We start from the raw sequence: 13,808 nt of genomic DNA on the forward strand, positions 1-13,808 counted from the left end.
AGGCGGCGGCGGATTCGCCGACTACGCGCTCGTTTCCCTCCATTGTCTCCGGATTTACCTCGACACGTCCTACCGGATGACGATCGACCTCCTGAAGGAGATGCCACAAATAACCGGGGAGATCGGCCTCAACGCGGCCGATCTCCCCTCCTCATCCACGTTGTGTAAGGCGTTCGACCGGATCAGTATGAGCGTCTGCCGAGTGCTGCTGCGCCAATCGGCGCAGCTGCACGACCCCTCGAAACACGGTGCTATCGACGCTACATTCTACGAACGCTCAGCGGCAAGCCGCCACTACTGCCAGCGAATTAGCTACCGCGTGCAGAAGCTCAAAGTCACGAAGCTCGTAGATACAGACTCTCAAGCCATCCTTGACGTTCATTGTTCAACGAACCGAGAAGGAAGCGACGCAGACCTCGCCGAGCAGATCGCCCGCCGGAACGCGGGCGATCTGCGGTCTCTCGCCGCAGACAAGGGATACGACAAGCAATCGCTCCGCGAATCCCTTCGTAACCTCGGGATTCGCCCGCTCATCAAACATCGTATCTTCGCACCCTACGACCACGCGCACAACGCCAGAATCGACGAACAGCGCTACAATCAGCGCTCGATGACAGAGACCGTGAACTCGGCTGTGAAGCGCTCGCTCGGCTTCGCCGTGCGAGCGCGTACTTGGTTCCGTGAGTTCCGTGAAATCGCGCTGATGTGTGTCGTCTATAACATCAAGCGAGCCGTGAAACAGTGAATTCCACTGCTGTATGGCGATTCAACACAGCCGTTGAGAACGATGTGCTTCCAGCGGCGAACCCGCCGCTGGCGGGCTCGCCCGCTCGCGTCCCCAACGCTTGTTTGGCTAACTGCTTACACTCCTGAACGAAGTTGAGGAGCGAGATCTCCATGCCAGGATTTCCTCCTCGACTTCATCTTCTCTAAACCACCGATTCAGACTCTCGCAGAGGCTTTTCAAAAAAGCAGATGGCTCCAAAGACACCGAATACCTAGACCATAGTTGTTAGAATATATAAATTCCGTTACCACTACTTCATTTTATTATTAGTAGTGGATATTATTGATTTCTCGGCTCACAACGAAGCATTCATCAAAGACCCCCGTCAGCGAAGGTTATTTGCCGTCAGCAACTCGGTGGGATAGACGAACCCATGATTAAATACGGCGACGAAGACAATTTTAGCCGTGCCTTTGAACACGCTTATTATCGGAAGTCCCATTTAAGCCCGTACTGAATTATGTCTGAGATTATCTCAGTGAAGCCCGCCCAGGTAACGATGATTTTTGTGGAATTGTTCGTTGCTGTGGTTGGTTTTCTTGTTCTCTCATCGTCGTACCCTCTTCACTGGCCATTCATATTCTTACTGTTGACACTGGGTGTGTTTCCATACGCTTACGAGGGTGCTGTCGGGCGAATCGATCCATTTTCACCGGTTATGTGGTTTGCTCCGGTGTTCGCAATTGTCTACGGCATCGGCGCAGCTCGCCGACTTCTGAATAGAGATTTCGTGTTTCAGGCGGATTACATCGTTACTAATCCGGAAACGGCGATTCTGAAAGTATTGATACTGGCGACAGTCGGAATTTCTATGCTGTTGCTTGGCTATTACCGCCCGTGGGGACGAATACTCGCAACACGGGTCCCACAATTTGGCAGGGGGTGGTCGTCGCGCCGAGCTTGGCTGGCAATTATCGTAACCACAGCACTCGGACTCTATGGCTTCTGGCTACTCTTACCGACATTAGGGGCTGGACCCAGGAGCCATCTGGCAAAAGGGAATTCTCGTCTCGCGTTCGTACTGGTGAATCTACTCAATGTCGCTTCAATCCTACTTCTCGCAGATGCGATGATTTCGGCAATTTCGTTTAACGACCTGACAGTCGAGATCCGCCAGCCATGGAAACTCATCGTTACAGTCCCTTTCATATTGTTTAACGTACGTCTGCTCTGGCTGCTCGGCGGGCGGGGGCGTGCGTTCAGTATATTTGTCGTCTGTGCATTCCTGATTCATTATCTGGTCTATCAGTTTTCATTGTTTCAGGGGATAATCATCTTCTTCGGTGTGAAAATTATCCCGGCCTGGGCCGCCGACATTATGTCTGCTGCCGTGACACTAGACGTTGCAGACCTCGCGTACCACCTCCAGAACCCCCTCCTTTTCAGGGAGTCACCGACACGTCCGTTCAACAACGTTGTCGTACTCATATCAGGTGTCCCGGAGACACAGGATTTCGTGTATGGCGAGACGTTCCTCAGCGCTTTTTTCGAAGTGATCCCGCTACAGCCGTTCCGGGAGACGAACGCAGTGTACAACGCAGCGTTCTATCCGAGCATCGCGGGTGATTACGGCGTACCCATAACCATGTTGGGAGAGCTCTATCTCAATTTCTGGCTACCAGGGGTCGTTATCGGGCTGTTGCTGGTGGGCGTCATTATTAGAGGGAGTTACGAGTGGCTGATCGTCCAGAAACAGAGCTACGCGTCAATCATCATCTTCGCAGCGCTCACGAACGATTTCCTGCTAATGGGGAACTTCTCTAATTCGCTTCCAGGGACGGGAATGTTGCTTGTCCCGTTATTTTGTTGTTTATATTATGTGTCAGGCGGATCTGGTTCTACGCGGTCCAAGCAGAAGACATAACATTACAGTTCACGAGAGTAGACGGCCACTGGGATCCGATTTAGGTTTCTATTCCGAGAAAAGTGAGTGAACCAAAACCACCATCATCAAAGAACTCATAGCGGCACTTCCAGCAGGTTTATTCACCTAATGGAAGAATTCATATCGATATATCGCTATGAACAACAAGATTAAAACGACGCTCTCGTGGTTAGTCTCGCTCACTGGGTATCCCAAGTCGGTTGTAAATATTATAAATAAGGCGCCAGTATCCACCTCGGTTCATACAGGTACAGACGTTCAGATTGCACGCCGTTGCGAGCTTAGCGGGGACATACGACTACATGACGCGGTAAAAGTTGGGGAACACTCAGTTTTGAACGGAGACATCGAAATTGGGAAACGTACAACTCTTAACGGCAGCAGTGATCTTCATGGAGAGATCACAATAGGAGATTACTGTGCTATCGCCCCACAAGTGATGTTAAGACAACATGATCACATGAGTAAAAAGCCATCGTTACAGGATCGATTTTATCGTGATATGTTCGACACTCGGCTGGAACGTGTTTCGAAAGGACCTATCACGGTTGGTAACGATGTCTGGATTGGCGCACGGGCGACAGTGCTGTCGGGCGTCACAATAGGTAATGGAGCTATCGTCGGCGCCGGAGCCATCGTCACGGATGATGTGGATCCGTACTCAGTAGTGGCTGGAGTTCCTGCAGCTCATAAAAAATGGCGGTTCCGAGAGGAAATTAGGGAAGAACTTCTCGAAATTAAGTGGTGGGACTGGTCAGAAGAGAAAATCCAAGACAACGAGGCTTTCTTTGATACCGATCTGTCGAAAGTAAATAGCGTTCACGCACTCATCAACACTTAGCTCACTCCAGATAGCCGAGCTGTTTTAACCGTTCCCGGTCGACATCAGGTTCAGTTACACTTTCCTCACGTTCAAATTCTGGTATTGCTTCCATTGCGTCACTGAATTCGAAATCTGGATCCCCATATCTGATCTTTGATGGGAGATGAGCTTTGAACATCTCCCAGTAATTGCTCACTGAAAGAGTCCGTGCTACTGAGGCGTGTGGCCCCTTTATTAGATGGACCCCAGAAGCATAAACAAACCGATCAACCCAGGAGCCGCGGTGGGAAACGTAGCCGCCGTTTTTGTCCCATACGCCCCCAGCGACGTACGATTTTAACCGCTCGTATTTCGTTTGTTTCCAAACTTCGGAACGGAGTAACTGGCTAGAGTCAGGGGGTTGACGCCAGATGTCCGAACCATCTACTTGTTTTGGCGGCTCCCGGCCGAGTGCATTGAGGACAGTGGGAACGATATCCGTCCCGGATAGAAGCGCATCCATCTCCTGGTCCTTCGGAAGGCCCGCACCAACGAATACGATCGGAATTTCTGTTAGCTCTGGAACCATCGGAATGGCATGGGTGAAAAGTCCTCCATGTTCACCTAATACTTCCCCGTGGTCACTAATGAATACTAATAGCGTGTTTTCTAATATACTGGCGTCTTCTAACGTGTCTATCAATTCAATAAATCGGTCTGCCGACTCATTAACACTCTCGTGATATAGCTCCCGAAGAGTTTCGGTATCTGTATATTCATCAAAAAAGGAATGCATATCAGGATACGATTCAAATGAACGGCCATACGGGAAATGCCCCCCTCGGTCATGATACACGTAAATAAATGGAGAGGCAAGGTCATTCAGGGATTTTCGTGGTGGAGAGTTGATTATTCTAGGCTGGAGGTGGAATTCCTCGTCATAATCAAACACAGCATCTTCCGGGCCGGTAAACAGTGTGGGGAGATGTCCGAGCTCGTCTTCGAACGACCAGATATGATGGTGTGAGGGGTACTGCCCAGTCAGGATCGACGGAACGCTTGATGCGGTAAACGTACTAGGGGCAACCGCCTTTGCGGTAACCCCCTTACTCTTGACTGTGCTGGGTACTGAGTCATACCGAACAGAATCAGAAATGAAGATAACGACGTTATTGATGTTGTCAACAACAGCATTGTTCCGCAGAGGGTCACTTAGTGTCATCAGTGTTTACCGACTCGGACAGCAGGAGTCATTAATCTGCTTACTCAGAGGATCAAGAGGAACCACCCCGAAACAGGGATAGCAGTAAGAGTGATGAGAAGTAGGTATTTCTTCGAGAAAGGATGTGCACCTGTCCGTGTATACACTTGGTAGGAATAGAGACCGTTCAGAAGTGCGTATGAAGATGTCGTCGCAATGGCAGCACCAATATAGTCAAACTGCGGTACTAAAATGATGTTTAGAATGAAATTTACAAGGGCTGCCACAGCACCATCTACCATTACTAAACGAGAGGCATCAATTGCTTTGACTATATCAGATGTTGGGCCAGTAATGGAATGGAAAAAGAACCCGAATGCGAGAATTGAGAGCGCGAGGCTTCCAACGGTGAACTCCGAACCAAAGAATAATGTGATAATCTCATTAGGGAAGAACAAAATCATGAGAAACGGTACTAGCGTTCCGGCAAGAACCCACTCTGTGACTGATTGATAATTTGATTTTATTTTTCCATATTCATTATTGGCATGCATCTCAGAGAACGTGGGCAACGCTATGTATCCGACACTAATCATTATAATTGACAGGTGATGTGCAAGTGGATATACGACGTTATAAATTCCCACTGAAGCGGTTTCAGAAAAGTAAGCGATAATGAATGTGTCTGTCCCCGAATATATAACACTCATGCCTGCTGAAATCCATAGAGGAAAGCTGTAACTGAGAAGATCTCTTCGTACTTTGATTGTACCAGAGGCCGAAATCAGTGGAGTCTGGCGGATTAGATAGTACAGTCCAAACGTAGCGGAGAGTACGAGTGAGGCCGTGTATGCACTGGCAATCGCGACTGTTCCTAGTCCAATTAAACCAAAAAGAGCGACAAGGATCACACGGGAACCTTGTAAGCAAATATCATCAATGAGAACTTTCGGGAGGGTCTGTTTGTTGCCTCGAATGGCGCTGACCGCCAATTGACCGATATTTGCAACTGGAATACCAAGAGCACAAACACGAATTACAGGTACTAATGAGGGATCGTCGAAGATATTTGAGGAAAGAAAAGGAGCAGCAACTATCAGTGCTGTAGCAATACCGACGGAAACGGGAAGGATGATGAGACTGGCGGAGACGAGTATGTCCCGTTTTGTTTCTGGAGAATCGTATCGCGGTAGATAGCCGCTTACACCCTGACCGAGACCAACCATGGTTAATGTTGACACAGCAGCTAGAATAGTCGTTCCGATGGACAGCGTTCCGTAGCCTATTTGTCCAAGATATCGGGCCGCAAGCACCGAAACTAGAAAGGATAGGGTCAATCGAACTGCCATTCCGACAAAATTTATCCCACCGCTTCTCAAGATATCCTTTACTCTTGAGTGGGCCATACGTGTGGTACTTAGAACACCGGGCTAAGTCTCTTTTGAACTGATTAGCCGAGTTCTAAAAGAGGATGAGCACAAATAAGGTTTAAATGCCCGTCGGATAAATCACAGAACAGATGGTTGACCGGGTCATTGCTATATGTCCCTCGACTAGCCAGGGGCTGCAAGACTACTCTCAGAATCTCTATGCAGAACTCTCCCAACGGGTCGTCGCATTCCGAATGCTATGCAATCAAGATTACACCTATATAGACAAGAACCCACAAGCTACCCCGATTTATGGCAAGAATGCAATCACCGATGTCTGGCTGACAGTTGCCCAACTGCGCCAATTCAAACCAGACATCATCCACTCACAAAGCACGAATCTGGGCCTGCTCTGTACGCTGCTGCTCTGTAAATTAGTATTTGACTTCGAACTGGTTCTCACTCCACACAGTTCGAAATCCCACTTCGGGCGACCGCTGTACGAACGGTTTCAGGTACAGATTTACAATCGTTGTGACGGCGTCATCTGGCACACGGAACAGGATAAAGAGCGGATGGAAGCCGCCGGAGTTACGACGCCACAGGCGGTCATCGACCACGGGAGCTACGACTTCTACACGGACTATCGGCCTGAACTGACACAGTCAACAGCTAGGCGAGAACTTGGACTCAACGAAGACGACTACGTGTTTCTCTTTTTTGGCTATCTGCGTCGTGACAAACGGCTTGACCTGCTTCTGAATGCGTTCGCACATCTGGACGACTCACAGTTAGCTAATGCGACCCTGTTGATTGCCGGGAAGTCCATCGACGACGACCTCACTGCCAGATATATAGAGACAGCCGAGGAGTATGGAATCACGGACCACGTCGAGACACATATTGGGTTCGTGGAGAACGACGAAGTTCCAGTGTATTTCAAATCAGCTAACACGCTCGTCACCCCATATGACACGATCTCGGAGAGCGGTGTCGTGCATATCGGCTTCGCGTTCGGTCTCCCGGTCATCGCTACCGAGGTTGAAGGGTTCGCAGAAACGTTTGAGCACGGGACGAATGGGTTGCTCGTGCCGCCGGACGACCGTTCTGAGTTGACTGGTGCGCTAAACTATTCCATGACGCACCACGCAGAGATGCAAGAGATGGGAGCACAGAATCGAGAGCGGGCACAGGCGGAGGGCTGGCAGGAAATCGCCCAAGAGACCGTGGAGTTCTACGAGAGCCTATGAAACCGACGGTTGCTGTACTTGCTGACAAAATCGTTCGGGGGGGTGGCGAGTCTCTTCTCACGGATATCATCGCCGCCATCGGAGACGAGGTAGCATTTAAGATTTGGTGTCTGGGACATATCGACGATAGTGTGCGTCCGGACTTCGAGAAACACGATATCGAGATATGTCGGGTTCGCGACGCACCGTACAGTTCGACAGAAAAGTACCAGCTGAAACCGCTCCCGGCCGTTGTCAGGCTACTACTAAAGAGTGATATTGATATTCTCCACGGCTACTCCCTGTATTGCAACGTTATTTCGCGGATGGCGTCGACAGTCGTTTCGGGGACGAAAAGCGTCGGTCACCATCACGGCGTTGCCGACCAGTGGTCCATTCCACGGGTCGCGAACGTCCTTACTAACAGACTGTCTGGTTGTACTATCTGCGTCTCGGAGACAGTGGCCGAGGTGATTTACGGGCCCAGCAGCTCGATCCCTCGTCGAGTAGCAGGTAACAATATCGAAGTTGTACACAATCCAATCGATTTTGACCTCGTCAGAGACTCCAAACAGCACACACCAGAGGTTCTACAACGGTATAATCTTGTCAGGTACGACGACCTCATCGTGAGTGTTGGCCGCCTTACGGAATCGAAGAACCATCAAACACTGATTCGTGCTGCCGCCAATATGGATGCGCAATATCACTTTGTGATCGTCGGTGGCGGAGACCTCAAGGCCGAACTGACGAAGACCATCGAAAAGTACGGCGTCTCAGATCAGGTCACACTCCTTGGACAGGTAGACCGTACCGAAAGTCTCGCCATCATCAACGGTGCGGACCTTTTCGTCAGCACCTCTATTAGAGAGGGGTTCGGAATTGCATTGGTCGAAGCGATGGCACTCGGCAAACCGATTATCGCATCGAGTATCCCCGCGTATCGAGAGATCGGAAATGAAGATGTCATTAGCTATTTCCAACCACGGGACGCTGGGGCGCTATCGGACGAAATCCAGAGGCTATCGGAGTCGCCGGCTTTACTAGCGCAGAAAATCGATGCGGCCCAAACGCAGGCCTCGAAGTACAGTGTTGAGCGGATAGCATCGAGATACCGAGAGATATATAGTCAGCTTCATACAGATTCACATATACGTGGTATATCCACTGCTGGTGACCGATGACTGATCAAAACGTCGTTTTGATAGTAATGGATACGGCACGAGCCAGGGAGTGTTATGGACTGGTTGAGGACGAGCCAGCCGTCACTGATGAGGAAAATAGCCTCTTGTCTACTGAGTCTTTTACCAGCACCTTCACCTCGGCTCCGTGGACGCTCCCGTCACACGCGTCCCTGTTCACAGGGACTTCGCCATCGAAACATGGCGCACACGCGGGACACAAGCACCTCAACGAGACTCTCCTCACTGTTCCTGAACTCCTCCAGAATCAAGGCTACGAGACAGTTGCCATCTCGAATAACACCTGGATAAGCGAGGAGTTCGGGTTCGGACGGGGATTCGAGACGTTTTACAAGACGTGGCAGTACGTCCAGTCCGACACCGACCTCGGACGCATCGCCCGCCAAGAGGAGGGATTCGACAAGATACGAAGGGCAGGAAAAGCGCTGTTCGATGGGGACCCACTCACGAACATCGCAAATGCGGTCTATGGGCAATTCTTCAGAAAGACGGACGACGATGGGGCTGCCCGGACGAACGCGTGGATCGAAGCCTGGCTTGGTGATAGAGACGATTCACGCCCATTCTTTCTGTTTGTCAACTATCTCGAGCCCCATCTAGAGTACCGTCCCCCGAAAGCTCACGCCGTTGAACATCTGCCTGCAGGCGTCACCTACGAGGAAGCGATGGAAGTCTCTCAGGACGCCTGGGGATACACCGCCGACACCGTCGAATTGACCGACGAGGACTTCGAGATTCTCCGTGCGCTCTACCGCGCGGAGATTGCTTACCTCGAAGAGAAAATCGAGGAAGTCGTCGACCTCCTCAAAGCCGAAGACGAGTGGGAAGACACCCTGTTCATCGTCACGAGTGACCACGGGGAGAACATCGGCGACCACGGTCTGATGGACCACCAGTACGCTCTCTACGACACCCTCCTTCACGTCCCGCTGTTCGTCCACGGCGGCCCCTTCGAGGAGGGCGAGATCGACGACCTGGTCCAGCTCGTCGACCTCCCACCGACGATTCTTGACGTGCTCGACATTGACGCGCCGGCTGCCCGAGATCAGTTCCAAGGAATCTCGTTCCACCCCGACGCTGACGAAACACGCGAGTACGCTATCGCCGAATACATAGCCCCACAGCCGTCGATGGACGCCCTCGAAAAACGCGTCGGCGACCTCCCTGAACACGTCCACACATACGATCGATCACTCAGAGCCATCCGCACGGACCGCTACAAGTACATCCGCGGTTCGGACGGCACGACGGAACTCTACGACGTCCAGGTTGACCCCGGAGAGACGAATGACCTATCCGACACACACGAGGACGTCGTCGCTGATCTCGATACAACATTAGACGAGTGGCTTGACTCCTTCGAGCAGGCCGACCCAACTGGAGCGACGACGATGTCCGCGGACGCGAAGGATCGCCTGGAGGACCTCGGCTACCTGCAGGACTGACGGCAGTCAGATTAGCACCGTTCAGAGCCTTCGTTCCTCCCGGGCAAGCCTTCTGAGACTGTCTGTAAATTCCATGACTTTACTCGATCTCGTTCATCTACAACTCTTCAAGCACCGCCGTCGCCCGCTCGACGGTCTCCGCCCAGTCGAACTGTCCCTCGATTCGCGACCTCGGATCGGCAATCTCACCGTCGAGCACCGTCTCTAACCCCTCGGCGAACCCCGCGATGTCCCCGACGGGAACGGTCACACCGCCGTCACCAACGACGGGCGCGACCTGTTCCAGATCGCTCACCACGACTCCGATACCTGAAGCCATCGCTTCAAGCACTGTCCGCGGCAATCCCTCAGACCGACTCGGCAACACGAGCACGTCCGCTGCTCGATACACCGCGGGCATCTCCTCATAGGGTATCTGGCCAAGAAATTCGACATGCTCGGCCGCGATTGCCGACTGAAGTGGCCCCTCTCCGGCCACGTACAGTTTGGCGTTACGCTGTTCGGCGAGTGGCGAGACAGCTTCGACTGCGTTTTCCGGCCGTTTCCCGTCGACTAACCGACCAACGAAGAGCACGACCGGCCCGTCGTAGTCGATGCGGTCACTTCTCGGCCCCTCTGGGTGGAATCGGCTCGTGTCGATCCCATTGTGGACGACCTCAATGGGCGTCTTCACACCGAACTCTCGCACGCGCTCGCGATCCTCATCAGTATAACAGAACACCACATCGGCCTTATTGAACGTCCACCGGCCAAGCGTCCGGAGATACAGATCGAACACCCACTCGGGCGCCGTCTGTGAGTACAGGCCGTGATTTGTGATCGCAAGTGGCGTCTCGCCAACCCACCGGCCAAGCGCCGCCAGATTCGTCGAGAAGTACAGGTGTGAATGGGCGTGCACGACGTCGAACTCCGAACTCCGACGGAGATATCCAGCCAACCCGGGACTAATCTCGTTTCCAAGGGGTGAGGCAATCGAGTCGAACCGCCTAACCGTATATCCATCTCGCTCTTCGACAGCTGGCGCACTTGGGTCCCGACGAATCGTCGCCACCGTCACGTCGTGGCCCATCGCCGCCTGATCTCGGCTCATCGCATGGACGTGATAGGTCCCACCGCCGGGTACCTCGGGATAGAGTTTCTGCGCGACACGCAGTATCCGCATTATCAGCTCTCCAGAACCAGCGGCTCGTACCACTCCCGATTCGCACGGTACCACTCGACGAATTCTGCGACACCCTCCCGGATCGTCCGACTCGGTTCGTAGCCGAGCAACTCCGAAGCCTTCGAGCTGTCTGCGTGGGTGTGTTCGGCGTCAGCGTCGTGGCGTTCGGCGAACTCAATTTCCAGGTCCGGCGCTAGTTGATCCCGGATCTCCTCGGCCAAGGTCAGAATCTCGATGTTATCGGTGCTCCCAATGTTGAGTGCCTCGCCGTCGGCAGCGTCCTCAGATAGCAGCGTGACGTTCGCTTCGACTATGTCTTCGATGAACGTGAAGTCCCGCGTCTGCGTGCCGTCGCCGTACACTACCGGCGGCTCACCGTTCAGACACCGCGAGACGAAATTCGAGATGGCCATATTCGGCCGCATCCGCGGCCCGTACACCGTGAAGTAGCGTAACGCGACCGCTGGCAAGTCGTAGACCTCGCTGTAGGCGCAGGCGTATCGTTCGGCCGCCAACTTCGACGCACCGTAGGGACTTACGGGTGTGGTCGGATGTGACTCGTCGTAGGGGAGGTACTCGGGCTTGCCGTACACCGACGACGACGAGGCGAGCACAACGCGTTCGATACCGGTGCCACGAGCTGCGTCGAGGACGTTCAGCGTGCCATCGACGTTGACGTCGTCGTACTTGCGGGGATTCTGAACGCTCGGGCGCACGCCCGCCTGCGCGGCCTGGTGGTAGACGTAATCGGCTTCTTCGACCAGTTCAGTAACGAGGTCGGCATCCCGAACGTCGCCTTCGACGAGTCGATAGGTGCCGTCGCCCTCGTCAGCGCGTTCGCGGCAGACTTCGACGGTGTGGTTCTTGATTCGTGTATCGTAGAAGGGGTCGAAATTGTCCAGCACGACGACGTCATGGCCGTCGGTGACGAATCGCTCTGCAAGATGGCCGCCGATGAATCCAGCGCCTCCAGTGACGAGTATTCGCATTATCGGCTCCGAACCGTGCTACAGTAAAAGGTCTACTGTATTCGCGCCACTCGATAAAAGAACCTCCTTTAGTTGATGATTTTAGATAGTTTCATCACCTCCAGCTCTTCCGAAGAGTCACTCAGCGCGCTCGTATTTTCGGGATAGCAGTGGCTGGGTGAATAATAATTGTTGCTCGGAATCGATCCGCGTCTGTGACAAAGAGAAAAGAACGGCCCGGAAAGACTGTCTCCGAGCTGCCCCCCGTTCTATAATCGTTCTACAACTTAGCCAAACATCTGGCGCATCATCGGATGCATCTCCATGAGTTGCTCTTCGGCGATCTCCTCGTACAGCTTGTACGTGATGGAGACCGTCAGCAGCAGCCCGGTACCGGAGACACCGCCAATGGTGCCCAGCATGTTGGCCATCACTGCAAGCAGCCCCACTAGAGCACCACCGATGACAGTCACCTGCGGGATGTACCGCTCGAGGACTTTCTCGATGACGCCGACGTTCTGACGGAAGCCGGGAATTTGCATCCCGGAGTTGTGGATCTGTTTGGCAGTCGCTTCCGGGCCCATGTCGGTGGTCTCGACCCAGAAGACGGCGAAGATGGCGCCGCCGACCAGCATGACGAACAGGTCGATACCGACCCGCGTCAGGATCTGCCAGACCGGTTGGGCCGTTCCTTCGAGCCACCACATCCAGTCACCACGGCTCTGAACGGGGGCAAGGAAGTAGAACAGACCGCCGGTTGGCTGGCCGTTAGCGTACGTGCCGAGGAACGCCGGCATCGAGCCTAGCTGGGCGTTCAGGATCCGGCCCAGGAACTGGATGTTCGCCTGCAGCGCCCGGACGAGGATCATTGGCAGGACGCTCGCGTAGATGAGCTTGACCGGGAACCGGCCACGGGCTCCTTTCACGCGGGCGTTCGACAGCGGGATCTCGACACGGACCGATTCGGCGTAGACGACCACTGCGAAGATGAGGACCGTCGTGAACAGCCCCAGCAGTTCACCCTGGAGCAGCACGGTCTGGAGGCCATCAGCAGCCAGCACTGGTCCGGTACCGCGCTGGCCGGTGATGAACAGGTACCAGGTGTAGATGATCCCTTCGCTGTTCCCGAGGAACGGGGCCGTCAGGATGCCACCGACAAGTCGTTGGCTCACGCCGGCGACAATGAACAGGCCGATACCGGAGCCGACGCCCCATTTGGAGATGACCTCGTCCATGAACAGGATGAGGACACCGCCGACGAACATCTGGCCGAAGATGAGCCACTGGACACCGGCCGTGCCGATACCCAGTGAGTTCGCGACCGCCGTGTCAGCCGGGAGGAAGCCGCCGGCAAACACCATCGGGAGCCCGGTGAGACAGATCATCACGAGCACCAGCAGCTTCTGGAGCCCCTGATAGAGGATCTGGTCGCGCGGGTCGTCCTGGGTGTTCAGCCCGAGCAGGTCCGCCCCACCGAGGAGCTGTAACACGATGGACGCTGTGACGATCGGACCGATACCCAGCTGCATGATGCTCCCCTGGCCGGAGGCCAGAATCGAGGAGAAGCGTCCGAACACCTGTTGGCTGGCGTCGATGTCCAGCCCGAACAGCTTCACGTTCGTCAGGAAGAAATACAGCAGGAGTACGCCCCCTGTCCAGGTGAGCTTGCGCTTGAACGGAACGTGTCCGTCCGGCCGCTGGACTGCGGGCATCCGGACAAGCAGTGGTTCGGCGGTGTCCTTCCAGCTCATCGTTCG

General features: G+C 53.8%; 11 protein-coding genes and 1 pseudogene. 6 read left to right on the top strand and 6 right to left on the bottom strand.

The window, feature by feature from the left end; all coding sequences use genetic code 11:
- Window positions 1-745 (top strand): IS5 family transposase (locus C437_RS10540; RefSeq protein WP_004516937.1); only part of this gene is annotated, 745 nt, incomplete at its 5' end.
- 32 nt (window positions 746-777) lie between these two features.
- Here the strand turns inward: C437_RS10540 and C437_RS20170 are convergent.
- Window positions 778-899: pseudogene (locus C437_RS20170) on the bottom strand (IS5/IS1182 family transposase); the annotation flags it as partial.
- A 348-nt stretch (window positions 900-1,247) separates the two neighbouring features.
- Between C437_RS20170 and C437_RS10545 the strand changes: the two are divergent.
- Both C437_RS10545 and C437_RS10550 read left to right on the top strand, forming a co-directional pair.
- Entirely contained in the window at window positions 1,248-2,651 is a 1,404-nt protein-coding gene (locus tag C437_RS10545) for an O-antigen polymerase (protein ID WP_004516938.1), read from the top strand.
- A 157-nt stretch (window positions 2,652-2,808) separates the two neighbouring features.
- Window positions 2,809-3,513 (top strand): CatB-related O-acetyltransferase, encoded by a 705-nt coding sequence (locus tag C437_RS10550; protein WP_049919734.1) that lies wholly within the window; start codon window positions 2,809-2,811, stop codon window positions 3,511-3,513.
- Between the two features lies 1 nt (window position 3,514).
- Here C437_RS10550 and C437_RS19875 read toward each other — a convergent pair whose 3' ends face one another.
- On the bottom strand, window positions 3,515-4,696 hold the full coding sequence (locus tag C437_RS19875) for a sulfatase-like hydrolase/transferase (protein ID WP_074654890.1): 1,182 nt from the start codon (window positions 4,694-4,696) through the stop codon (window positions 3,515-3,517).
- A 44-nt stretch (window positions 4,697-4,740) separates the two neighbouring features.
- Window positions 4,741-6,081 (bottom strand): flippase, encoded by a 1,341-nt coding sequence (locus C437_RS19880; protein ID WP_079992061.1) that lies wholly within the window; start codon window positions 6,079-6,081, stop codon window positions 4,741-4,743.
- Window positions 6,082-6,194: 113 nt separating this feature from the next.
- On the opposite strand from C437_RS19880, the gene C437_RS10570 reads away from it, so the two are divergent.
- Genes C437_RS10570 through C437_RS10580 form a run of 3 tightly spaced genes read left to right on the top strand, consistent with a single transcriptional unit; the run spans window position 6,195 to window position 9,921 of the window.
- A complete protein-coding gene (locus C437_RS10570) occupies window positions 6,195-7,295 on the top strand; it encodes a glycosyltransferase family 4 protein (RefSeq protein WP_004516943.1) in 1,101 nt (366 codons plus the stop codon).
- Complete coding sequence (locus C437_RS10575) at window positions 7,292-8,458, top strand: glycosyltransferase (RefSeq protein ID WP_004516944.1); 1,167 nt, start codon at window positions 7,292-7,294, stop codon at window positions 8,456-8,458. The genes C437_RS10570 and C437_RS10575 overlap by 4 nt, the downstream gene beginning before the upstream one ends.
- Window positions 8,455-9,921 carry a sulfatase gene (locus tag C437_RS10580; RefSeq protein ID WP_049919736.1) on the top strand — a complete coding sequence of 489 codons (1,467 nt, stop codon included), beginning with the start codon at window positions 8,455-8,457 and terminating at the stop codon, window positions 9,919-9,921. The genes C437_RS10575 and C437_RS10580 overlap by 4 nt, the downstream gene beginning before the upstream one ends.
- A 97-nt stretch (window positions 9,922-10,018) precedes the next feature.
- Here C437_RS10580 and C437_RS10585 read toward each other — a convergent pair whose 3' ends face one another.
- The 3 genes from C437_RS10585 to secY form a co-directional block, all read right to left on the bottom strand.
- The gene (locus tag C437_RS10585) at window positions 10,019-11,083 is read right to left on the bottom strand and encodes a glycosyltransferase family 4 protein (protein WP_004516946.1); all 1,065 of its coding nucleotides are present in this window, start codon (window positions 11,081-11,083) and stop codon (window positions 10,019-10,021) included.
- Between the two features lie 2 nt (window positions 11,084-11,085).
- Complete coding sequence (locus C437_RS10590) at window positions 11,086-12,072, bottom strand: SDR family oxidoreductase (RefSeq protein WP_004516947.1); 987 nt, start codon at window positions 12,070-12,072, stop codon at window positions 11,086-11,088.
- A gap of 266 nt (window positions 12,073-12,338) precedes the next feature.
- Window positions 12,339-13,802, bottom strand: a complete 1,464-nt coding sequence (gene secY / locus C437_RS10595; protein WP_004516948.1) for a preprotein translocase subunit SecY — start codon at window positions 13,800-13,802, stop codon at window positions 12,339-12,341.
- Between the last annotated feature and the right edge of the window lie 6 nt (window positions 13,803-13,808).

This window comes from Haloarcula vallismortis ATCC 29715 (assembly GCF_000337775.1).
GTDB lineage: Archaea > Halobacteriota > Halobacteria > Halobacteriales > Haloarculaceae > Haloarcula > Haloarcula vallismortis.

Excerpts from the sequence above, each read along its gene's own strand:
- C437_RS10570 (WP_004516943.1), top strand. The coding sequence starts at position 6,195 with ATGGTTGACCGGGTCATTGCTATATGTCCCTCGACTAGCCAGGGGCTG.
- C437_RS10585 (WP_004516946.1), bottom strand. The coding sequence starts at position 11,083 with ATGCGGATACTGCGTGTCGCGCAGAAACTCTATCCCGAGGTACCCGGC.
- secY (WP_004516948.1), bottom strand. The coding sequence starts at position 13,802 with ATGAGCTGGAAGGACACCGCCGAACCACTGCTTGTCCGGATGCCCGCA.
- C437_RS10590 (WP_004516947.1), bottom strand. The coding sequence starts at position 12,072 with ATGCGAATACTCGTCACTGGAGGCGCTGGATTCATCGGCGGCCATCTT.
- C437_RS10575 (WP_004516944.1), top strand. The coding sequence starts at position 7,292 with ATGAAACCGACGGTTGCTGTACTTGCTGACAAAATCGTTCGGGGGGGT.
- C437_RS10545 (WP_004516938.1), top strand. The coding sequence starts at position 1,248 with ATGTCTGAGATTATCTCAGTGAAGCCCGCCCAGGTAACGATGATTTTT.
- C437_RS19880 (WP_079992061.1), bottom strand. The coding sequence starts at position 6,081 with ATGGCCCACTCAAGAGTAAAGGATATCTTGAGAAGCGGTGGGATAAAT.
- C437_RS10550 (WP_049919734.1), top strand. The coding sequence starts at position 2,809 with ATGAACAACAAGATTAAAACGACGCTCTCGTGGTTAGTCTCGCTCACT.
- C437_RS19875 (WP_074654890.1), bottom strand. The coding sequence starts at position 4,696 with ATGACACTAAGTGACCCTCTGCGGAACAATGCTGTTGTTGACAACATC.
- C437_RS10580 (WP_049919736.1), top strand. The coding sequence starts at position 8,455 with ATGACTGATCAAAACGTCGTTTTGATAGTAATGGATACGGCACGAGCC.